The sequence below is a fragment of the Shewanella sp. NKUCC01_JLK genome, from assembly GCF_019345615.1.
Taxonomy (GTDB): domain Bacteria; phylum Pseudomonadota; class Gammaproteobacteria; order Enterobacterales; family Shewanellaceae; genus Shewanella; species Shewanella oncorhynchi.
Genome location: NZ_JAHKRD010000017.1, coordinates 59,454 through 81,357 on the forward strand (window position 1 = coordinate 59,454; position 21,904 = coordinate 81,357).

Annotated in this window: 18 protein-coding genes; 11 read left to right on the forward strand and 7 right to left on the reverse strand. The window is 46.1% G+C overall.

The features are described from left to right. Positions 1–24: 24 nt before the first annotated feature. Positions 25–690 (reverse strand): uracil-DNA glycosylase, encoded by a 666-nt coding sequence (gene ung, locus KO537_RS17600; protein ID WP_219235171.1) that lies wholly within the window; start codon positions 688–690, stop codon positions 25–27. 187 nt (positions 691–877) lie between these two features. Between ung and KO537_RS17605 the strand changes: the two genes are divergently transcribed. Together KO537_RS17605 and KO537_RS17610 are read left to right on the forward strand one after the other, a co-directional pair. Beyond that, positions 878–1,441, forward strand: a complete 564-nt coding sequence (locus tag KO537_RS17605) for a prepilin-type N-terminal cleavage/methylation domain-containing protein (protein ID WP_219235173.1) — start codon at positions 878–880, stop codon at positions 1,439–1,441. Positions 1,442–1,515: 74 nt separating this feature from the next. After that, positions 1,516–1,836: a DUF3144 domain-containing protein gene (locus KO537_RS17610; protein WP_173246386.1), complete on the forward strand. Its 321-nt coding sequence runs from the start codon at positions 1,516–1,518 to the stop codon at positions 1,834–1,836. Between the two features lie 92 nt (positions 1,837–1,928). Here KO537_RS17610 and KO537_RS17615 read toward each other — a convergent pair whose 3' ends face one another. Continuing rightward, positions 1,929–2,543 carry a LysE family translocator gene (locus tag KO537_RS17615; RefSeq protein WP_105250002.1) on the reverse strand — a complete coding sequence of 205 codons (615 nt, stop codon included), beginning with the start codon at positions 2,541–2,543 and terminating at the stop codon, positions 1,929–1,931. Positions 2,544–2,820: 277 nt separating this feature from the next. On the opposite strand from KO537_RS17615, the gene KO537_RS17620 reads away from it, so the two are divergent. Beyond that, positions 2,821–3,372, forward strand: coding sequence for a thioredoxin family protein (locus KO537_RS17620; protein ID WP_113939891.1), 552 nt, complete (start codon positions 2,821–2,823; stop codon positions 3,370–3,372). 141 nt (positions 3,373–3,513) lie between these two features. On the opposite strand, the gene KO537_RS17625 is transcribed toward KO537_RS17620, so the two are convergent. Continuing rightward, positions 3,514–6,090 carry a TonB-dependent receptor gene (locus KO537_RS17625; RefSeq protein ID WP_173248678.1) on the reverse strand — a complete coding sequence of 859 codons (2,577 nt, stop codon included), beginning with the start codon at positions 6,088–6,090 and terminating at the stop codon, positions 3,514–3,516. A gap of 369 nt (positions 6,091–6,459) precedes the next feature. Here KO537_RS17625 and KO537_RS17630 point away from each other — a divergent pair, with 369 nt between their 5' ends. From KO537_RS17630 to KO537_RS17640, 3 genes are all read left to right on the forward strand, one after another. After that, complete coding sequence (locus KO537_RS17630; RefSeq protein ID WP_105250005.1) at positions 6,460–7,920, forward strand: sigma 54-interacting transcriptional regulator; 1,461 nt, start codon at positions 6,460–6,462, stop codon at positions 7,918–7,920. 172 nt (positions 7,921–8,092) lie between these two features. Further along, positions 8,093–9,565, forward strand: a complete 1,473-nt coding sequence (ccoG, locus tag KO537_RS17635; RefSeq protein WP_173246391.1) for a cytochrome c oxidase accessory protein CcoG — start codon at positions 8,093–8,095, stop codon at positions 9,563–9,565. A gap of 518 nt (positions 9,566–10,083) precedes the next feature. Further along, positions 10,084–11,685: an AMP-binding protein gene (locus KO537_RS17640; protein ID WP_219235175.1), complete on the forward strand. Its 1,602-nt coding sequence runs from the start codon at positions 10,084–10,086 to the stop codon at positions 11,683–11,685. 97 nt (positions 11,686–11,782) lie between these two features. Here KO537_RS17640 and KO537_RS17645 read toward each other — a convergent pair whose 3' ends face one another. The 4 genes from KO537_RS17645 to KO537_RS17660 form a co-directional block, all read right to left on the reverse strand. Then, positions 11,783–13,687 (reverse strand): ABC transporter transmembrane domain-containing protein, encoded by a 1,905-nt coding sequence (locus tag KO537_RS17645; protein WP_173246397.1) that lies wholly within the window; start codon positions 13,685–13,687, stop codon positions 11,783–11,785. Positions 13,688–13,905: 218 nt separating this feature from the next. Continuing rightward, positions 13,906–14,463: a heme utilization protein HutZ gene (gene hutZ, locus KO537_RS17650; RefSeq protein WP_173246400.1), complete on the reverse strand. Its 558-nt coding sequence runs from the start codon at positions 14,461–14,463 to the stop codon at positions 13,906–13,908. Positions 14,464–14,500: 37 nt separating this feature from the next. Then, complete coding sequence (gene hutX, locus KO537_RS17655; RefSeq protein ID WP_173248680.1) at positions 14,501–15,076, reverse strand: heme utilization cystosolic carrier protein HutX; 576 nt, start codon at positions 15,074–15,076, stop codon at positions 14,501–14,503. A gap of 41 nt (positions 15,077–15,117) precedes the next feature. Then, positions 15,118–17,208, reverse strand: coding sequence for a TonB-dependent hemoglobin/transferrin/lactoferrin family receptor (locus KO537_RS17660; protein WP_173246402.1), 2,091 nt, complete (start codon positions 17,206–17,208; stop codon positions 15,118–15,120). Positions 17,209–17,543: 335 nt separating this feature from the next. Here KO537_RS17660 and KO537_RS17665 point away from each other — a divergent pair, with 335 nt between their 5' ends. From KO537_RS17665 to KO537_RS17685, 5 genes are all read left to right on the forward strand, one after another. Next, on the forward strand, positions 17,544–18,416 hold the full coding sequence (locus tag KO537_RS17665) for an energy transducer TonB (RefSeq protein ID WP_173246405.1): 873 nt from the start codon (positions 17,544–17,546) through the stop codon (positions 18,414–18,416). Positions 18,417–18,553: 137 nt separating this feature from the next. Beyond that, on the forward strand, positions 18,554–19,309 hold the full coding sequence (locus KO537_RS17670) for a MotA/TolQ/ExbB proton channel family protein (protein WP_173246408.1): 756 nt from the start codon (positions 18,554–18,556) through the stop codon (positions 19,307–19,309). After that, complete coding sequence (locus KO537_RS17675) at positions 19,306–19,743, forward strand: biopolymer transporter ExbD (RefSeq protein ID WP_028761550.1); 438 nt, start codon at positions 19,306–19,308, stop codon at positions 19,741–19,743. Before KO537_RS17670 ends, KO537_RS17675 begins: the two co-directional genes overlap by 4 nt. Positions 19,744–19,840: 97 nt before the next feature. Then, the gene (locus tag KO537_RS17680) at positions 19,841–20,812 is read left to right on the forward strand and encodes a hemin ABC transporter substrate-binding protein (RefSeq protein ID WP_173246411.1); all 972 of its coding nucleotides are present in this window, start codon (positions 19,841–19,843) and stop codon (positions 20,810–20,812) included. Between the two features lie 65 nt (positions 20,813–20,877). Then, positions 20,878–21,894: an iron ABC transporter permease gene (locus tag KO537_RS17685; protein ID WP_219235177.1), complete on the forward strand. Its 1,017-nt coding sequence runs from the start codon at positions 20,878–20,880 to the stop codon at positions 21,892–21,894. Positions 21,895–21,904: the final 10 nt, after the last annotated feature.

Below are 21,904 nucleotides of genomic sequence, written 5' to 3' on the forward strand. Positions count from 1 at the left end.
ATTGCTTTAACCGCAATCCTAAAATCAAACCTGCCAAAGGATCGGCGTTTCGCCTCGCTCAAGCAATAATTGATTCACTTGAGAGAAATGCCCACAACCAAAAAAACCGCGATAAGCCGATAAAGGTGAAGGATGTGGTCCTGTGAGCACTTGATGTTGCGGTGCGTTAATCACTTGACCTTTTTTGATGGCATGACTGCCCCAAAGCACGAAGATAATCGGCTGAGTCTGCCGATTTAATAATTCCAGCACCGCAGTCGTAAATACTTCCCACCCAGCTTTGGCATGGGAATGCGCCTTGCCTTGCTCAACCGTCAGCACAGTATTGAGCATCAATATCCCCTGCTCCGTCCATGCGGATAAATCACCATGGGATGGCACAACAAAACCTTCAATATCCGTCGCTAACTCTTTGTACATATTGGCTAAAGATGGCGGTGGTTTTATCCCGCGTTTAACCGAAAAACATAAACCATGGGCTTGATCTGGGCCGTGATAGGGATCTTGGCCAATCAAAACCACTTTGACTTGTTCAAGGGGCGTCATACTAAAAGCATTGAAAACATCAACTTCGGGGGGATAAACCACTTTCCCAGCCCTGCGTTCATTATCAACAAATGCGCTTAGTTGCTGAAAATAAGGCAAAGCTCTTTGCTCATCGATAAATGTTTGCCATGTCACCTGAGTCACTATTTTACTTCCTCAATTCTATAATCGGGTTAGCTTAAAAGTCCTAAAGTGGTATGGCAAGTTTGCAGACCTTACTTGCCGCTAAGTAATACCACTAAACCTGCTAGGTCTCACGTTAAGACTTTCAATTTAAAACATTCGAAATTAAGTGATATAGTGCGCCCATTCTCGCACACTCTGATACGTAATGATGATCCAACATTCTGATAAATCAATTCAAAGACATCAAACGGGTTTCACCTTAATTGAACTTGTGGTGGTCATCATAGTGCTCGGTATTTTAGCCGTAGTGGCCCTGCCAAAATTTATCAATGTGCAACAAGATGCGCAAATTGCAACCGTTAAAGCGGCAGGCGGAGGCTTTAAATCAGCCATCAATCTGGCACGTTCCGTATGGGCTGTAAAAGTGGGCTCAGGTCCAAAAGAGGATTTACCCGTATTTGGTATGGCACAATCCGAACAAATAGATTTCAACGCCTTCGGTTGGCCAGCACAACACTATATCCATGGCAATGAGGCCTCTCCGGCACTCGATAATGTTGAAGACTGTATATCGGTATGGGAAGTATTATTCCAAAATGCCCAGCCGAGTGTCTCGCGCTTGAATATTGATGCGACTGAAACCGACTATAAAGCCAGTTATACCGATCCTGGCCAGTGCACTTATTTGTATCGAACAAACGATAAACTGTCGATTAATTATGACTCCCACACAGGAGTCGTCATTACCGACACAGATCCCAATAGTTAATGCCTGACGATTCCTTCTTACACCAATTAAGTTAGAATCGAACTTTAATCTGTTACTTTTTTAGAGTGAACGCCATGACCGACACGAGCAGCACCACCATTTACGAACTTGCCGATCAGTTTATTGCCTTAGCCAATCAGCTAAGCCAACAAGAAGCAGATGTAGGTAAAGTTGGCACAGCACTCCGTTTTGCCGCAGCACGTTTTAATGCCTTCGAAGCCGCGATAAAATCAGCGGATCTCGGTGCAGAAAAAGAGAGCGCATTAGAATGGTTTAGCAATGAATTCAAAGAAATGCTGAGTGACAACTTAGACGACCACATTGCCAATCCACCCATTATCCAAGAAAGTGTGGCAGAAGAAGCTGATAATTCTGTGCAAATGTTTAAAGGCTAATCACGCCTTGATTTAAATGCATAGCCATCAACAAACACGCCATCGATTGATGGCGTGTTTGTTATTTAAAACCAATGATTTTAGATAGATCACTAAAGCGTGTACACCACACGAATCGCCAGCAATATTAATACTACGCCGGACAACTTATCAATTAACCCCGCTTTCTCTCTCAATTTAGGCAACACACTCGAGTGGGATAGTAATAAGGCTATCAAGGTGTACCAAAGACCATCGACCACTAACGGTGTAAAAACAATTAATGCTTTAGCCGTCATGCTGTCGGCGACCATCACAAATTGGCTGAATAACGCAAGAAAAAATAGCATTATCTTAGGGTTGAATAAAGAAATAGCAATACCATCACGGGCTGCAGTTAAGGTATCCGTCGCCTCCCCTGCAGCCAATTTAGCTTGCATACCGCCATTGGAACGCAGCGCTTGAACTCCCATCCAAGCAAGGTATAAGGCACCGAGAATCGCAATGCCATTAAAGACTAAGGGCGCCTTTTTAAGGACTACGGCTAAGCCCAGTAACGTCACCAGCGCATAGATCCCAATCCCTATCGAGTGTGCCCAAGCACAAACGATACCCTTTCCCCGCCCACCACCTAAAGTATGACGTACTACCATAGTCAAACTTGGGCCCGGCGACATAGCCCCCAAACAACAAATAGCCAATAAACCTAACCAAGTACTCCAACTCATTGATGACACCTTTCGCCGAATAAAAATGCCCACTGCTGGGCCTTAAACTTGCTTGCTATTCTAACATCGCGTCATCAAGGCGTTAACGCTAATAAATCCATTTTCAATAAATGAACAGTCATTTAAGAGAATCCCAAACGCGATAATCCCATAAATTCACACTGATTTAAGCCGTTAACCGCTAAGATTAGCGTTAACCTAAGTCTTTATAGCCAAACCTTAATACCTAAGCCTTCATCGCTATTATCACAAAGGCGATTCTCAATCAGGAAATTTTATGAACACTATAACGCTGATCAGTATTTTTATTCTTTGCCTATTAATAGGTGCGATCTTATTACTGCTTTGGCAAAGACAAAAAGGTAAAACCATACCGCTGACGGTGATTTTTGTGCTGGGATTTTTCGCCTTAGGACTCAGTGCTATTATTGGATTTGTGCACAAAAGCGAGGATTACCAAGCCTATCAAAAACTACAATGGCACACCTTAGCCCCAGAGAAAATCGCGCCTCTGGTTGCCCAAGGCTATACCGTCTTTGTCGATATAACCTCTGATTGGTGCACCATCTGCCAAACGAATAAAGCGGAAGTCACCCACAGGGAGCAAATTGTAAATGCCTTGATGGCCGACAATATCATCCTGATGCAAGGTAACTGGAGTGAGGCGAATAAAACGATTGAAACCTATATGCGCCATGAAGGAGTGCCCGGCACGCCCTACAATAAAATTTATGGTCCAAGCGCCCCTAATGGGATTCTCTTGCCGTCAAAACTCAGTATGAGTGATGTGTTAAATGGTTTAGTTGCCGCGCAAACGAATCGTAACTAAGCCCTAAACCATATTTAGGACGAGTCAAATACGAATAAAAAAGGCTGCATTGCAGCCTTTTTGCTTACTTCACTTCTATTTATAAAAGCCAAATTTCTTGAAAGGTGGGTTAGAAATCGCTTCTATAAATTGGCTTACTCATTAAAAACGGTAATTCACTCGACCATAGTAGAAACCGCCGTTGTAATCGAATGGCCCACTTTCATAATAAACGCCACCGAGTTCACCCAAGGTCCCTTCTTTCAGCTTTTGCGCTTCTTGATCAAATAGATTATTAGCCCCCACCGCCAGGGTTAAGCCATCAAGTAATTGATAGCTCATTTCAAGATCGACGGTCACTGCAGCATCAGCCATTTCAGAGCCCCAGTCAGAGGTATCATCAGCGTGAGTCGCATAGTACTCACCAAAATAGTTACCACGTAGTGACAGGGTTACCTTGTCCCATGACTGTGCCCAAGTTAAGGTGGCACGGTGCGCTGGGATACCATCTTCTAATCGACGAACTTTACCCGCATCGGTCGTTTTAAGATCAAACTTATCAACGCTGGTATCGGTCCAACCATAGGCAAGACTGAATTTAGCATTACCCGACAGGATTTCTGCATCATAGGAGGCGACGATGTCGATACCTTGAGTCGTAGTATCAAAGTCATTGGTGTAATAGCTCACACCTTGGATCAACTCAGGGAACTCAACCCCAGCGGCACGTAAAGCATCATAATCTTTAGCCTCAACATCAATCTTACTCGACTGTGCAATACGGCCCTCTACGCCAATGTTGTAGTAGTCGACCGTTAAGAAGAAGCTTTCGTACTCATATACAGCACCAATCGCATAACTAATCGACTCTTCAGGCTTTAATACTTCACCACCGTAAAATGCCGCAAGCGGATCGGTTGGTGGCGCAATAAAGGTCTGGATCAGTTCACCATCGATGATCGATGTCTGGGTATTCACCACGTTTTCTTGGCCAACCGTTGGTGCACGAAAGCCGGTGCTGTGTGATGCGCGGAACGACAATTCATCCGTTGCAGAATACTGCAACGTCAATTTGTAATTTAACGTATCACCAAAGGTTGAAAAGTCTTCGTAGCGCAGTGCTAAACCGAGTAACCAGTCATCACTTAAATAAGCTTCTAAATCAGTATAAATACCTATGTTATGACGTGAGTTTTTACCCGCAGACTCTGGGCCAAAGCCTTTAAAACCATGCGCACCAATGTTGAAACCTTGGCTAGCATAAGGGCCTGCAATCCACGAGGCTTCATCACCTTGAGAAATCTCAAACGACTCATTTCGCCATTCAAAACCAGAAGCAAAACTAATGTCTTCAATGCCTCCTAAGGTTATGAAGCGCGAGAAATCTAAGTTAACTGTAGTTTCAACTTGCTCATAAGCCCCCGTATCGAAATCCGTCGGGGTATCTAATCCCAGTGATGGATTCAACGAATTTTTAAGACCAAAACTGGCTTTGTTCGCCCCAGTACCAGCACTGAAATCATAATTCCATTCACCGATATCGCCTTTTACACCTGCGAAGAAGGACATATCTTCAATGGTACCGGTGAACTGCGGCGTATAGCCACCTGGAAATATCTGGTTCATAGCAAAGCAATTTGGGTCGGCAACCATCGCCTTGTATGCATCAGTGTCGAGTACGTTGCCGTCACTTCCATCAGCATTTTTAGGGATAGGTACGAGTCCACATGTTGATGGATCACCATTTACAGCGCCCACAAGTAAATTCTGGCCACCATCATTGGAATACACGTTGCTACGATTTTGTGGGTAACGATAATAGAAGCCCCCCACGGCATCACGGGAAGACAGATTACCAAAGGCATAGGCGTGCATATTGGCATTAATGTCTAAGCCTGAGTTGATGAACACTGAATAGTCATCATTAATCTCAGGATTACCCCACACTTGTGCGGGGTCATTAATCGCGGTATTACCCTGCTCGGCTAAGTTAGCCGCATCAGGACGCTGCACACTACGGCTAGTGGAGTCAGCATTTTTATACTGGAAGCTTAAATTGACGAAGCCATTTTCAGTCACAGGTAAACCGACATCACCTTCGACCGTGGTGGTAGCACCATCACCCTCGTAATATTCTCCTTGGGTCACAGTGATGGAACCACCCTCGGAATTATCTTTTAAAACAAAGTTCATGACTCCGGCAATCGCATCCGACCCATACTGCGCAGCAGCACCGTCGCGCAACACTTCAACTTGCTTTAATGCAGAACCAGGAATAACTGAGATATCAGGACCTTGAGCGCCATCGTTAATACCACCACCCTGGAACGCAATCACAGATGCACGGTGACGACGCTTACCGTTGACTAGCACTAGCGTACTGTCTGATGGCAAACCCCGTAAATTAACGGGACGAACTAAGGTTGCTGCATCACTGATCGGTTGAGCGCGTGAGTTAAACGATGGCACCGAAGTCACTAACATATCAATCATGTCAGTTGAGCCATTCTTTTTAAGGTCGTCACTACTAATAATATCAATAGGAACGGGAGAATCGCCGATTGAGCGTGGCGCAGCACGGGACCCTACAACTGCAATTTTTTCAACGTTCTCATTTTTAACAGCCGTCTCATCTTCTTCTGCTATTGCCTGCGGACTGATTAAACTACCAGACAAGGCTAGAGTAATCGCCAAACTCACTGCACTTAATCCAAACTTCTGCTTCTTTGAGGTCATCATATTCATCCCAACTGCTTATTATTTTTAGAATACCTGACCTGCTTTGTGCGATTCTCGTCCCTAAACCTTGCTACCACGGTCAACGCAAAATCACATTACACAAACATTTTTATAACATAAATTAAACAATATCCAATGTTAAATCAGACTTTTGAATGAATATTAGTCATTTATCTTTTATATCAATTTCTTAGATGAAAATATTTTTTAGAGTATGGAACCAAGTAAAATGTACTCGAACGGCAAAAAGTGTGAGCAGAAAAATCACCAAAGAAAAAATGCTTAAAGGGCATAATCAAAAACACGATATATCGCGTCACAGTACTTAAGGTATACTCAGAAAATACCGCCAAAACCAGAGTAAGACAGATGACCAATAAGATTTCAGTCAATAATGAAAAATCGATAGATAAGCATTTCTTACCGGAAAACCAGTTACTGCTCAACGCTGTCGGCGAAGGTATTTATGGATTTGATTTAAGCGGTAATGCGGTGTTTATCAATCCGGCAGCCGAACGCATGACGGGTTGGAAGAATGAAGAGCTACTCGGTAAAAACATCCATAACTGTCATCATCACAGCCATGCAGATGGCAGTCATTATCCCCAAGAGGATTGTCCAATTTACAACACCTTAAAGGATGGGATCACCCGAGAAATCACTCACGATGTATTTTGGCGTAAAGATGGCAGTAGCTTCCCCGTTCATTACAGTTCCACCCCTGTTTACCGTGACAATCAACTGATTGGCGTAGTCGCGATATTTCGCGATATTAGTATTCAAAAACAAACAGAGCAGTCATTACGCCAAGCCCTAGCCCAAGTACAAGCGCTCTCGGAGCGACTCGCCTCTGAAAATCATTATCTACAGGCAGAGTTGGCAGACAAAACGGGTGATGTGGATATTTCGGGTGCCAGTACAGTGATCCGCCATATGATCCAGCAATTGCACATGGTGGCCAATACCGACAGTACTGTGCTCATTTGTGGTGAAAATGGCACAGGAAAAGAACTCGTTGCCCGTAACTTACATCAGCTCAGTCGCCGCAAAGATAAACCCATGATCAGTGTCAACTGTGCCGCGTTTTCGGCATCTTTACTAGAAAGTGAACTCTTTGGTCACGAGAAGGGGGCATTTACTGGCGCCACAAGCCGCCGTAAAGGTCGCTTCGAACTTGCTCATCAAGGCACACTGTTCCTCGACGAAGTCGCTGAACTCAGTTTAGAAGCCCAATCAAAACTACTGCGAGTCATCCAAGAACAATCCTTTGAACGTCTCGGTGGCAGCGAAACCATTCAAGTGGATATTCGCTTAGTCGCCGCCAGTCACCACGATTTACTCAAGCGAGTCGAACAGGGATTATTTAGGATGGATCTCTATTACCGTTTGAATGTATTCCCTATTCAAGTACCACCACTGCGCGCAAGAATCGAAGATATTCCCGAACTCGTCAGCCATATTCTGCACAACTTGAATCGTAAACTAGGTAAAAAAATTCGTGGAGTGAGCCAAAAAGGGCTACAAAAACTCATGGCTTATACTTGGCCCGGCAATGTGCGCGAACTGCAAAATATCCTCGAACGCGAAGCCATTCTATCCCAAGGAGATATTCTGCAGATCCACGCTATGCCGAGCAATAATCCCTTAGCTCAAACCCAAGGGCAAACCTTAGCGGAAGCGGAAGCGCTGCATATAGAACAAACCCTTAAGCGCTTAAACTGGCGCATATCCGGCCCACTCGGCGCAGCGAATGTCCTCGGTGTGCCCGCAAGTACACTGAGATCGCGAATGAAAAAACTGGGGATCCAGCGTCAATCGAGTGAAATCTAATTCAAAACGAGCACACTAAAAACGCGATATATCGCCAATGTGTGATATATCGTGATCTTTATCTGGCTTTAATCACAAAATAACCATATATATCATAAGGTTGAATCATTCAAAACTTGGCCTAGCGCTTGCTATAGGGAGGCGAATCTTATTTAAGCCGTTAGGACCCTTTATGCCCAAGAGCGAAGTTACCCCAAATTCTCCAAGTGTAAATAAGAGTGTGGGCGCGAAACCTGCCTCAGTAGAGCTACACATTCCGGTTAAAAACCTCTCTACTGAAACCGCAGCAAAGAGTCGTCTCCCCTCTGGCAATATCCATTTCCGTGAGCAAAAAGGTGATTTTCAGCGCCTGCGAACCATGATGAATAGCCTATTGATCGTGATGTTTTTCGCCTTGCCGTTTATCTCTATTGATGGCCGCCAAGCAATACTGTTAGATATCAGCCAACAACAGTTTTTTTTCTTTGGTATCACGCTCTGGCCACAGGACTTTACCTTGCTGGCATGGATTTTTATCGCCGCCGCCTTCGGTCTGTTTTTCATTACCGTATTTTGGGGCCGTGTTTGGTGCGGTTACCTTTGCCCACAAACGGCGTGGACCTTTATCTATGTGTGGATAGAAACGCGCATCGAAGGCAGCAGTAATAAACGTAAGCAGCTCGACAAAGCCCCTTGGTCTAGCAGTAAAATCGGTAAAAGAAGTGCAAAACACTTACTTTGGGGTCTAACAGCTCTGCTCACTGGCTGTGGTTTTATCGGTTATTTTATTCCCGCCCGCGAACTTTATGTGGACATCTTGACGGGTAATGCCAGCTTCTGGGTGACAAGCTGGGTGTGGTTTTTCGCCATTTGTACTTATCTCAATGCGGGCTGGATGCGCGAGCAAATGTGCTTACATTGCTGCCCCTATTCACGTTTCCAAGCTGTGATGTTCGATGCCAACACTAAAACCGTGACCTATGATGCACAGCGCGGTGAAGCCCGTGGCCCTCGCAAACGTAAACAAGAGAACAATCAAGATAACCATACTTTAGGTGACTGTGTTGACTGTAATTTGTGTGTCGAAGTTTGCCCGACAGGGATAGATATTCGTAACGGCTTGCAATATGAGTGCATCAACTGCGGCGCCTGTGTCGATGCCTGTAATGAGACTATGTTGAAGTTCGATTACAAGCAGAATCTTATCGGCTATATGAGTGAAAATGATCTTAAGGGAGTGAATTACTCCTATTGGCGCTCGCCGCGTTTCTTAGGCTACGGTGCAGCGGTCATTATCATGTTTATCGTCATAGGGTTAGACTTAAATAGCCGCAGCGAGATCCAGCTTAACGTGATCCGTGATCGTCAAAGCTTGTACCGTGAAACCTCGGATAATAAAGTTGAAAATACCTATCAGTTGAAGATCCGCAACAAGACACAAGATACTAAGCAGTATCAACTCGCCGTCGACAGTGAAATGCCCTTTAGCTTGATTGCCGATCCTATTATTACCTTGGCAGCGGGTGAACAAGTGGACTATCCCGTCACAGTATTAGCCGATAAGGATGCCATCCCCTCGGGGCGCAAAATTATCCAATTCTCGGTGACGGATGTTAAACAGCCAACACAACAAGTGAGCCAAGAAACCGGATTCTTCAGTCCTTAGCACTGGGCTTTTAGCACTTAATATGAGTTACCGTAACATTGGTCATCATCAAATTAACTAGCCAATCGGCGCTTGAGGAATCAACTCAAGCGCCGGTTAAAGGCAGATATTCATCCCCAAAGACAACCAGATCTTTAACGTCTCATACATCGGAATTAAACCTTAAACGCCTACAAAGCTGAAAATTTCTCCGTTAAACGGCGCATAGACAAAGCAAATTGAGCACATTTAATCTTAATCCTTAGAAACATAACGGTTACAAATTTTAAATTATCTTTCCTTCAACTCTTATTTAGGTTTTGTGGTTCATTAGATAACTAAGCTTCTAAGATAACTAAGCTATAGTTAAGCACTCAGCTTTAGAGTAAAAATACTATTTGTTACATAAAGATACCGTTATTGGCATAAAGATGTTTTTCGCGATAAGCATTGACCTCTAGTGCTAACACCCTCTAATCTAAACACCTGTTTAACTCCAAAATAATAACAACTAAACATCATCTTTGAGGTAGTTCAGCATGGCATACGATCAAGACTCTCAACTCAAACTAAACTACTCATCACTGGTCGATCTGATCGAGAAAACCAGCCTGCGTTACGGTGATAAACCCGCCTATGCCTGTCTCGGTAAAACCAGCAGTTTTAACGAGATAGAACGCGATTCTCGTTACTTTGCCGCCTATTTACAAAATAAGACCACACTCAAACCGGGCGATCGCATCGCCATTCAATTACCTAATATCACCCAATTTGTCATCGCGGCCTACGGCGCAATCAGGGCTGGGCTTATCTTAGTTAACACTAATCCCCTATATACCGAGCGTGAGCTCATCCATCAGTTCAATGATTCTGGTGCCAAAGCGATCGTGGTGTTATCCGATCTATTACCGACCTTAGCCAAAGTCATCGACAGCACCAAAATAGAATACGTCATTTCAACCCACCCTTTAGATTTGATCGATCCGCACGTACAGCCTAAGACAGGCCTGAAGAATGTGGAGTTTTGCCAAATTTTAAAACAAGGCGCAGAACTCCCCTTTAGCCGATTTATCTCAAATCTCGACGACCTCTCGGCGTTGCAATATACGGGCGGCACCACTGGATTATCTAAAGGTGCCATGTTAACCCACGGCAATATGCTCGCTAATGCGGCGCAGGTAAAATCCCGCATCGCGAGCGTGATCACCGAAGGGGAAGATATCTTCGTTGCACCGCTACCGATTTACCATATTTATGCGTTTATGGTGAACTTAGTGCTGTATTTCGAGTGTGGCGGCTGCTCGGTATTAATTCCAAATCCACGGGATATTAGCGGCTTAATTAAGACGCTTGCCAAATATCCCTTCACTGGATTTGCAGGACTCAATACTCTGTTTGTCGCCCTATGCCATCAACCCGAGTTTAAAGCACTCGACTTTAGCCATTTAAAAATCACCATCTCGGGCGGCACAGCACTGACGGCAGCGGCGGCCAACATTTGGCAACAGACGACAGGCAATATGATCAGCGAAGGTTATGGGCTATCTGAAACTTCGCCGGTGATTTCACTCAATGCACCCGGTTATCAAAAACTAGGCACTATTGGTAAACCTGTGATTGGCACTGAGGTTAAACTCTTAGATGAAAACGACATTGAAGTGCCATTAGGTACGGCCGGAGAATTAGCCGCACGCGGCCCACAAGTCATGCGGGGATATTGGAATAATCCGCAGGAAACCGCTAATGCTATGACTCAAGAGGGTTTCTTTAAAACCGGCGATATTGCCATAGCAACAGCGGAAGGTTTCCACCAAATAGTTGATCGTAAAAAAGATATGATCATAGTCTCAGGTTTTAATGTCTATCCCAACGAAGTGGAAAACGTCCTAGCGAGCCACCCTAATGTGATCGAATGCGCCGTGGTGGGAGTAAAAGATGAACACTCGGGCGAAGCGGTTAAAGCCTTTATCGTGCTCAAGGATGATAGCCAAGATCATCAACAGGCTAAAGAGGCTATTCTAACCTATTGCCGCGAGCAGTTAACCGCCTATAAATTACCAAAAGTCATTGAATTTATGGCGCAATTACCTAAAAGTACCGTCGGCAAAATTCTGCGCCGCGAGCTAAAAGATAAAGCTTAAAAACCGCATTTAAAGGCAAAGCTAAGAAACAAAAACACAATAAAAGACCCAGTAAGCTAGCCTGAGCGTTTCAGCTAGCAACTGGGTTTTATTTTACCTAAATGGTCTCATTCAAGGTGCTGGCATTGGCCTCTTCGGTTAACAATTGCAGACTGGCAAATTCACGATATAACGCATTAGATTGCATTAACTCTTGATGGCGACCGCAGGCGACAACCTCACCCTTATCAAATACAAAAATCCTATCGGCATTGATTACCGTCGATAAGCGATGGGCAATAATCAAGGTGGTTTTACCCGCCATCAATACGTCCAACGCTTGCTTCACTTTCTGCTCGCTTACCGCATCTAAGGCGCTGGTTGCTTCATCGAGTAACAATATCGGTCTGTCGGCTAAAATAGCCCGCGCAATGGCAATACGTTGCTTTTGTCCACCAGAAAGCCGCACACCACGCTCACCTAAATAGGTTTGATAACCTTCAGTAAACTCGCTAATAAACTCGTGGGCACGGGCCGCAATACAGGCATCTATCACTTCTTGCTCGGTGGCATCGACTCGACCATAACGCACGTTTTCAAGTACGCTAGTCGCAAAAATCACCGAGTCCTGCGGCACTAGAGCAAACTGCGACCGCAACTCCTGTGGCAGAAGATTGGCAATATCAATACCTTCCAGTCGAATACTGCCAGCGCTAGGCGCATAAAAGCGTTGCAATAACTGGAACAAGGTACTTTTACCCGCGCCACTTGGCCCGACTAAGGCAACCCGCTCACCCGCGGCAATAGCCATATTGAGCTTTTTTAGCACTAAGGCATCATGCTCTGGATAGGCAAAATTGAGTCCTTCAATCATTAACTCGCCACTGACCTTGGCGGGCAAAGTCACAGGATGAGTTGCAACGGGAATATCCACTTGTGTTTCAGCCAGTTCGATTAAACGTTCGGCGGCGCCAGAAGCCCGCTGAATTTCGCCTATCACTTCGCTAATCGTCGCCACTGCGCCCGCGACCATCACAGCGTAAAACATAAAGGCAGATAACTCACCGCCCGTCATCTTACCCACCATCACATCGTGGGCACCAACCCAAGTCACCATAGCAATCGCGGCGATACTTAAAAACATCACAGTTGAGATCAGCAAGGCACGGTAACGGATCCGGCCACTGGCCGCAGACATGACATCTTCGACGCGGCGATTGAACAAGCTACGGTCTTTATCTTCATGCCCATAGGCTTGCACCGTATGGATTTCATGAAGCGTTTCATCAACATAAGCGCCGAGATCGGCAACCCTATCTTGGCTTTCTCGCGCCAGCGTACGGACTTTACGGCCGAAAAAGATCACCGGCCCTAACACTAAGGGCACAGCCAACAACACCAGCAATGTCATCTTAACGCTAGTGATACCCATCATGACTAAACCACCAAGCACAGTTACGCTAGAGCGCAGCGCCATGGACAGACTCGAACCCACCACAGTTTGTAGCAAAGTAGAATCGGCGGTAAAACGGGAGATCACTTCACCAGTGCGCACCTTAGCGTAAAAGGCGGGAGAGAGTTTAAGCAGTTGATTGTAAACCGTTAGACGAATATCGGCGCTGACCCGCTCGCCAAGCCAAGTCATCAAGTAGAAGCGGCAAAACACAGCTGTGCCACTGACGGCGGTAATTCCGAGCACTAACAGTATGATTTCATTCAGCCGCTGCGCATTATCCCTTACAAAGCCTTCATCGACCATCAAGCGCACACCTTGGCCCAATGATAACCAAGCGAGCGACCCTATCATCAAGCAGATAATCGCCGCGACAACTTTCAGTTTGTAGGGTTTAAGAAAACCCATAATCCAAGGCAATACCGATCTTTGCTGCGCCGAGGTCCATTTAGCCTTTGATGTATCAGCGCTTGTTGTAGACGTGACTGGAATTAACTTTTCGGGCAATGGCTCAGCCCCCGCTTTAATGGGTTCGGAAGATTTGGCGAGTTCAGCTGTAGGCTCGGTCACGGGTGGCATCCTTGAGGTAGGTAAGGCAATTCAAATATAACATCAGCATGAATGGGATCATCTGCAGCCGTTAACCGCGCAGCATTACTTAAAGCATATAAGTGAGATGCTACCTCTTGCAGTGGAATTCAAGGGCTGTGTGGTTTTACTCAAAAGAAAAGCATAAAACAAACCCGCAGCGAGTGCGGGTTTGTTTTATTACAATAGCTTGACGCGGCTTAAGCGACTTGCTTGTTTTCCGGCGTTTTTGGCGTGCCGTGGTGGCCATCGCGCTTCCAATCCACATCTAACAACTCTGCGCCGCTCAGGCTAAATGCTTGGCCAAAACCTTTGACGTAAAGACCCTGATGAGGCGCGAGCTTATATAAGTTAAAATCGGTTAACGCCGCAAGGTTATCGGACATTTCGCCAAAACGTGCCGATAACACACCAACACCTTTGCTGAAGTCGGGCGTATCGCGGGGCACTGCCTCGGCAATCGCATCGAAGGTTAAACGCTTGCGGGCAAAAACCGATTTGGCCGCAGTTTCGTCTTCAACTAACATCACAGAGACCTTAGATGAGTGCTTTAAATTATGACCGTGACGGGCTAAGTCACTCACCAAAATATAAAAACCATCATCTGCCAGTGCGAAGGGCGCATAGCTCGCATTCGGCTGGCCATCTGTACCAATGGTGGCTAGTTGCAAGGTCTCGCGCTGCTGTTTAAAGGCTTCGATTTCGGGTAAGAGTTTGTCTCTTAAACGCTGTTCTTGTTCGGTAATTTCAGGCTTCATTTACTGTTTTCCTTAATACTTTTGTTAATGCTGCAATTCAGAGGTGTGATTGCACCGAGGCAAAGGCTGTCGCGAGCGCTTTAAATTGGCGAACTTGCTCAGGAAACAGTGCTCTTTGTTTATCACGGCCTAAATACACTTTGAACACCACCTCACCTTCACTGCCGAAAAAGTTAATCGAATGGCTCTCGCTGCCTCTAAAAGGTCTGCTGATCAAAGCGATACCACTCATGGCATCTAATTTGAGATGACCATGCAAACCGTCCCCCTTGCTGTAGAGGTTGTAATAACCGTGGGCGTATTTTCCCTCGGGGAAATCTCCTTTAAATTCAAATACGCTGCCAGATAACATCACAATAGTGGTTAACTTTCCCCATTTGGGTAAGGCTTGCAGTAATGTATCGAGCTGAGTTAACGGAACAAACACCACTTGTTCGGGCGGCAGCGCTGCAACCACTTCGAGCTCGGCAATGCCTAATTCACTGGCGAGCTGCGCTGGCATTAAATCAGCTTGTTGTTCAAATCGTTGTCGCAATTGCGCCTGTTGCTCACTTAGCTGACGTTGCTCAGAGTTTAAATCTGGCGCGACATTGAGCTCGGTATCGAGTGTCATCTTCATTTTACTGTCTCCAGCGGTAGTGACTATTGAGTGGCTTAGAACATATAGCGCGCCGATAACTTCATATTACGACCCGGTTGATACAAGGTTTGCCACGCTTGTTGATACTTCTCATCACCGATATTTTCGATTGCGAAATCCACTCTCACACCCGCCATCGCGCCCATAGTCGGCTCCCACGCTACATACACATCCCATAGGGTGTAATCGTCGTATTTCGCCACTTTAAAGCCGTCAGGCGTATTCGACTGAGTCGCCACATAAGTGACGCGAGTACCGAGTTTCATGTCGCCTTCCATAATGCCTTGGGATAAATCGACATTGAACTTATTGGCGGGTATATTTTCTATATCATCGCCCGTTTGACGATCTTCGCCATGGGTTTGGCCGTAATTCATCGCTAAACGAGTTTGGCCAATACGGTAACGACCGCTAATTTCAAAACCTGTTAAACGTGCATCTTCAACGTTATTCCATGAGGTCGTTTGCTCGAATCCAGGAATGCCACGCCAAGGATTAGACACTTGCTGCACGATAAAATCGTCCACATCGTTACGGAAAACGTTAAACGTTAGCGCCAGTTCATCATCACCCGCTAACTCACTGAAACGTAAGTCCGCTTTGATTTCTTTATTGCGCGCAGTCTCTGCTTTTAGATCCGAATTCACCGCGAAGGTGTTACATAAACCTTGGGGTAAAAATCCGGGGATTGGCGGGATACAATAATGGGTGCCGCTGGAGAACATTTCCTCTACCGTAGGTGCGCGGAAGGCTTGATCGTAACGTGCGCTTAAGGTCAACCAAGGCTGAGTCTGCCACACCAAGCCAAGCGATGGTGATAACTCATTGTCATCTGAGGATAAGTTGAGATTATGGCTGTCATTTTTAAAGCTGTCATAACGCAGACCCGCATCAAGATTTAACGTCTTAGTCAACTCAATATCTGCCCGCGTAAAAGCGCCCCATACTGTGGTTTCGCCATCGATATTATCTGGACGCTGGCCCACTTGGCCCGAATCATCACGCGTCGTTTCTATGGTATCGCGAAAACCATCGACCCCGTAGGTCAACAGAGTATTGCCTAAACGCGAACTGTTATTAAGGTTAATCCCCACAGTGCGGAACTCAGTACTGTCTTGCTGACCTTTCGTAATACGGTCTTCATCGTAGTCGGTACTGTTCCAATACACTTGCATCTTAGTATCCAGATACGGGTTATTAGCAGGATTGAGACTGTAGTTTAGGGTGAGGTTTTTATCGTCAGTCTTGCGGCGCACCAAAGGCACTGAACTACTCACAGCAGCAGAAGGATTGCTCGGTACTAATTCATTGTTTTTGCTGGCTCTTGCAGATAACTCTAACCGTGATGCCTCGTCGGCTTGCCAACCGAATTTAGCTAAACCACTGCTGCCTTGGGATGCACTGTTGTTTAGAGTTTCGTCATTACCAGTTTTTATATTGTTTGAATCGTAATAGGAACCATTGAGTAACCAATCGATGCTGTCTTGTTGACCATAGATAGCGCCACTGGTTTTAGTGCGGGAGCCATTGGTCTCATAACCTTGTTTGAAATAGCCACCAAAGGTCTCATCTGGCGCTAAAAAATCTTGTGCCGACTTAGTATTCTGCGCTACGACACCACCGAGGGCACCACTGCCCCACAAGCTACTGGCAGGGCCGCGCAGCACTTCGATGGATTTGAGCAACTCAGGGTCCATAAAGTAGGTACCTCTGTGACCAGAGCTGGTATTTTGTCTTGCGCCGTCAATTGTTTGCAACACACGATCGCCACTTAAACCACGGATTTCAACCCCTTGAGATGAAGCTCTTGGGCCATTGGTCAACGTAATATTCGCCTCATTTTTAAGGGCATTGGCAACTGATGATGCTTGGGCGACCGTAAGTTGCTCTTCATCCACCACTGCCACGCTACGGCTGGTTTCGGAGGCTTTTTCACTGATGCGTGTTGCACTCACTAATACTTCATCAAACTCTGTTGTGACCAGTTTTTTATCCGCATCCTGTTGAACAACAGGCTTAACACTTTCCTCTGCCGCTAACGTAAAACTTAGGGCCGTACCACTCAGTGCTATCGCCATGGCGATCACTAACGGCTTTTTTTTCATCTCTTCATCCTCAAGTGATATTCAGCTGTTTCCGTACAATTTATTACTGAGCCTAGACTCTCTTTCCAGACGCCAATCCTTTCGAGATTAAGTCTGTTCCAGATTTGGCTCTTTCGAGATTGAGCCTCTTCCAGATCGAGCCCAAGGCAATCAGTACCCATAAAGTAGGATAAATCGTCGGTTTAGCTGCTTTTTAAAGCGCTCATTCGAGCTATTGCAGGCACTCTACCTGAGACAACAAAATAGATCAAATGCAAATCATTATCATTTGCGATCTTGTTTATATTGAGATATCTTAATTAGGAAAATGGCTTTCATTGGAAAAAGAGGTTGCTGTGACACCAAAACGATATCTTGCCTTTGGCGCGTTAACGGTTGCCATCCAGACGGGTGTTATCGCCTCCCAACCCGCTATGACTATGCAGCCAAGCGCCCAATCATCGAGCGTAAACCAAGCATCGCTCACTCCCAGCGCGAATACTGTCACCCTTAATTTTTCTACCGCGACTAGCGCTGCAAGCAACACGAGTGCAGAGCCCATCAAGCAAACAGACGCCAAAGTAGCCACTGTGAACAGTACAGTGCAAAAAAACAGTACAGCGCAAAAAGTATCAACAGCAGAATCTGTCAATAAGGCGGTTATCCCGAAAACTAAAGCTGATCAACGAATTGACAGCCAACTCGCCAAAAAATCTTCAGCAACAAAACCCACGGCTAACAATCATCCGAATACGGACCCTTTAGCGACGAACGCTTTAGAACCAAGTGCTTTAAATCCAAGCGTTTTAGCACATAAGCGACTCGAACAAATTGAACATCAAACAGAACCCAAAACTGCACAAATGGATTTAATCACTAACGCAGCCGAAGTTGATGCAAAAGCGACCCCAAATGTGGCCAGTGAAACAGCTGACAGTGCCCAAACTAACATAGTGGAATTAGCCAAACCGCTGTTCGCTGCAGCGCCACCGCAACCGACTTATCCAAAGATAGCGCGTAAAAAAGGGCTAGAAGGCACCGCAACCATAGAAGTGATGTTTAACGAACTTGGTGAGCAACTTGCACTGACGTTAGTAAAAAGCTCAGGGTTCAGTCTGTTAGATCAAGCCGCGTTAGATGCAGTTGAAAACTGGCAATTTGCGGCGCCAGCGCAAAGGCTAGCGAGTCATTATAAGGTCAGAGTGCCTATTCGCTTCGCGCTCAACTAACAGGCCCAATGTTGCCACTGAAAAGTTAGCCCGTGGAGAGTTAGCTCGTAGGGAATTAGCCACCGCACAACTAGCCTGATTTTTGTTTTACTAACTTACATATAAAACTACTTTTTTCAATAGATTGGAGAGGCTTAATGCCCGTAACTGATTTTTCAACCCTACAGACTCAGCTTGGCGTGCTGACTTGGCCCTTGTTGTTATGTGCTTTTTTAGCTTTGATGATCTGCCTTGAACGTAGCGCCTTGTTTTTGCATCAAACTTTGCTATCAATCTGGCCCAAAAAACAGGCCTGGGTAAAAGCATTGCGTCAATCAAGCTCAGCGGCAACCACTGAAAACGTCAGCGCGCTGCTAGCGCAAACCAGCGCACAGCAAGATTTACTCGCCCGTGGCGCGACCTTGCTACTCAAACAAGTCCACCAGCCAAAAGTGCTAAGGGAAGAATTACTCAGTCTGTGGCTCAATAAGCAACAACGCGACTTGCAAGCCGGACTCAAGGTTTTACAAGTGATTGGCATCATTAGTCCACTACTCGGTTTGCTCGGCACAGTATTGGGACTCATCGAAATGTTTGCCCAACTCGGGCAATCACAAGGCCCCGTCACTCCAGCACAACTCAGTGCTGGACTGGGCCTTGCGATGAACACCACAGCTGCCGGACTCATGATCGCCGTGCCCGCCATTACCGCCGCCCATCTTTTTGGGATCTGGGCTCAAGGCCAATGCCTGCGTGCTGGGCATGTGCTCAATCAACTCAATCTCTGGTTAGCGGGTATCGAAGATATTTCAATTGATGCCAATCATTACCATGCATTCACCCGAGTCAGTAAAACCAGAGTCGAGCAAAAATTGGCATCCAAGCCCCATTCTCAAATTGAGCCACAGACATGATAAGTGCAGATAAACCATTCTTATCGCAGGCTGGCATTGCTTCGCCTGAGCAACTTCCGAGCCTAGATTTAACCGCGTTAATCGACATTATTTTTATCGTGCTGGTGTTTTTACTGCTGACGGCAAATAGCCAATTATTAAGTTTGCCGGTAGATGTGCCACAAAGCCCAAGCTCGGCCATCACGGCAATCGACAACAAACAAACAATTGCCATCAATATCATGGCAACAGCGCCTTATTGGGCTATTGATGGCAAAGAGTTTGATGACTTAGCCACTTTTACCACTGAATTTACTGCACATTTTCAGACTATGCCGAAGGCGACGGTTGTCATTGCCGCCGACAAAGCCGCGCCAGTGGAACCTTTGATGCAACTGCTTGCACTGTTGCAGACGCAGTCCATCAGTCAGACCCAAATTTTGATGGAGCATTAGCGTATCCGAACCAGCCATTTAAACGAGAAAGCAAAAGTCTGACATCAAAAAACGGCATCTAAGCCTGTCGCGAACAAGTTGTATTAGGAGTTTAACCATGTTGTTTCAAGCAACTAAAATACCAGTAAACAAAGGTTCCATTGCTCAACGTTATCAACATAGACGCACATATAAAGCATTGAAAAAATTTATTTTTTTCACATCAGCACTTACGGCCTTACTATCCTCAAGCGTTTTTAGCGCTGAACTGAGTGCCGAGCCAGAGATAAGACTCGTGAGTGCGGGTACAGGAGTCACAGAGCTCATACTCGCCCTCGACGCAGGCAATGAGCTAGTCGCCATCGACTCCACCAGCTATGTGCCTGAAAGTTTGAGCCATGTGGCTAAGCTTGGTTATCACAGAATGCTCTCCGCCGAAGGCATTATTGCCCTCTCCCCAACGCTGGTTGTCGGTTCAGATGTGATGGGACCAGAAACCACACTAAAGGTATTAAAACAGGCGAATATCCAAGTTGTGCAATTACCCGCAACAAATGATGAACCACAACTGATGAACAATGTGGATACCTTAGGTCACTTACTCAATCGCCAAGAACATGCGGTTAAATTAAAACAAGATTTACATCAACAACTGCAAAGCTTAGCGGGTAAAAAACAACAAGTGCGCGATGCTGGCTCTCAGCCCAAAATTCTCTTCATGCTGTTACAAGAAGGCCGCGGTGCACGTGTTGGCGGTAAAGGCACAGCCGCAGATACTATTATTGAGCTGTCTGGGGCACAAAATATCGCCGAGTTTGATGGCTACAAAAGCATGTCTCAAGAAGGGATTCTATCCTTACAGCCCGACATTATTTTGCTGTCAAAGCGTAGCGATAAACCCACAGATCAAACTAATGCACAAATTGCCCAAGAACTGTTGAAAGAGATGCCACTACTCGCCCATACCCCAGCAGGGGAAAACGGCCATATTCAAACACTAGCACCGCAAGCCCTTCTCGGTGGTTTAGGCATCAGTGCCATAAGCGCCGCGGATACGCTCGCCAGCACATTGCTCAAGCAAAACCATTAACAAACACAGCGATGAGTACAGTTAGCACTAATTAACCCCAGATAAAAATAGAAAGGATATTTGAGATGTTCCTCAACCGCTGGCTCTGGCCGAGTCTAGTCACACTGTTAGCCCTAAGCGGCTTACTCTCGGTCAGCACTGGCCCCGTTAGCATCAGCTTTATCGACGCCCTAAATGCAGTGTTCAATTGGGCTACCCAGCAAAATATCGGCAATATTGCGCCCCACGAGCAACTGGTAATCAACAATGTGCGCTTACCGCGGACATTACTGGCGTTAGCAGTAGGCGCTACGCTCGCACAGTGCGGCGCGGTAATGCAGGGGCTTTTTCGCAATCCCTTAGCGGATCCCGGTATTATCGGAGTGTCATCCGGCGCAGCACTTGGCGCAGCCATCTGTATCGTGCTGCTACCCAACGCGAATCCATTGATGATCCCCATCAGTGCGTTTGCATCGGGATTAGTGACCACCCTTATCGTCTACCGACTCGCCAGCAGCCCAACAGGTACATCGGTCGTATTATTACTTTTATCGGGTGTTGCCATAGCTGCGCTGGCAGGCGCAGGAATAGGTGTTCTCACATATCTTGCCAACGACATGGCGCTACGTGACTTAACCCTATGGCAAATGGGATCGATTGCAGGTGCGCAGTGGCTATATGTCAGTCTGTGTCTTGTGACCTTAGCGCTACTGAGTTGGCGATTTCACCAAGATGCGGCGGCACTCAATGCCTTGCTGCTTGGCGAATCCGAAGCACGCCACTTAGGGATAGATGTCGATAGGCTCAAACTTAGGCTTATTTTGCTTTGCGCCTTAGGGGTTGGCGTAAGTGTAGCTGCAACAGGAATTATCGGCTTTATCGGCCTCGTCGTGCCGCATTTAGTGCGCATGATGTTAGGGCCAGATCATCGCCAACTGCTGCCCATCAGCGCACTTTTAGGTGCAGCCCTATTGGCATTGGCCGATATCGGCGCGCGCGCTTTTTTACCGCCTGCCGAGTTACCCGTTGGACTCGTCACCGCGCTCATCGGTGCGCCTTTCTTCATCTTTTTACTACTGCAACAACGCAGTAAGCTAATCTAAGCGAGTTTTT

Excerpts from the sequence above, each read along its gene's own strand:
- KO537_RS17605 (WP_219235173.1), top strand. The coding sequence starts at position 878 with ATGATGATCCAACATTCTGATAAATCAATTCAAAGACATCAAACGGGT.
- KO537_RS17610 (WP_173246386.1), top strand. The coding sequence starts at position 1,516 with ATGACCGACACGAGCAGCACCACCATTTACGAACTTGCCGATCAGTTT.
- KO537_RS17615 (WP_105250002.1), bottom strand. The coding sequence starts at position 2,543 with ATGAGTTGGAGTACTTGGTTAGGTTTATTGGCTATTTGTTGTTTGGGG.
- KO537_RS17620 (WP_113939891.1), top strand. The coding sequence starts at position 2,821 with ATGAACACTATAACGCTGATCAGTATTTTTATTCTTTGCCTATTAATA.
- KO537_RS17625 (WP_173248678.1), bottom strand. The coding sequence starts at position 6,090 with ATGATGACCTCAAAGAAGCAGAAGTTTGGATTAAGTGCAGTGAGTTTG.
- KO537_RS17630 (WP_105250005.1), top strand. The coding sequence starts at position 6,460 with ATGACCAATAAGATTTCAGTCAATAATGAAAAATCGATAGATAAGCAT.
- ccoG (WP_173246391.1), top strand. The coding sequence starts at position 8,093 with ATGCCCAAGAGCGAAGTTACCCCAAATTCTCCAAGTGTAAATAAGAGT.
- KO537_RS17640 (WP_219235175.1), top strand. The coding sequence starts at position 10,084 with ATGGCATACGATCAAGACTCTCAACTCAAACTAAACTACTCATCACTG.
- hutZ (WP_173246400.1), bottom strand. The coding sequence starts at position 14,463 with ATGAAGCCTGAAATTACCGAACAAGAACAGCGTTTAAGAGACAAACTC.
- hutX (WP_173248680.1), bottom strand. The coding sequence starts at position 15,076 with ATGACACTCGATACCGAGCTCAATGTCGCGCCAGATTTAAACTCTGAG.
- KO537_RS17660 (WP_173246402.1), bottom strand. The coding sequence starts at position 17,208 with ATGAAAAAAAAGCCGTTAGTGATCGCCATGGCGATAGCACTGAGTGGT.
- KO537_RS17670 (WP_173246408.1), top strand. The coding sequence starts at position 18,554 with ATGCCCGTAACTGATTTTTCAACCCTACAGACTCAGCTTGGCGTGCTG.
- KO537_RS17675 (WP_028761550.1), top strand. The coding sequence starts at position 19,306 with ATGATAAGTGCAGATAAACCATTCTTATCGCAGGCTGGCATTGCTTCG.
- KO537_RS17680 (WP_173246411.1), top strand. The coding sequence starts at position 19,841 with ATGTTGTTTCAAGCAACTAAAATACCAGTAAACAAAGGTTCCATTGCT.
- KO537_RS17685 (WP_219235177.1), top strand. The coding sequence starts at position 20,878 with ATGTTCCTCAACCGCTGGCTCTGGCCGAGTCTAGTCACACTGTTAGCC.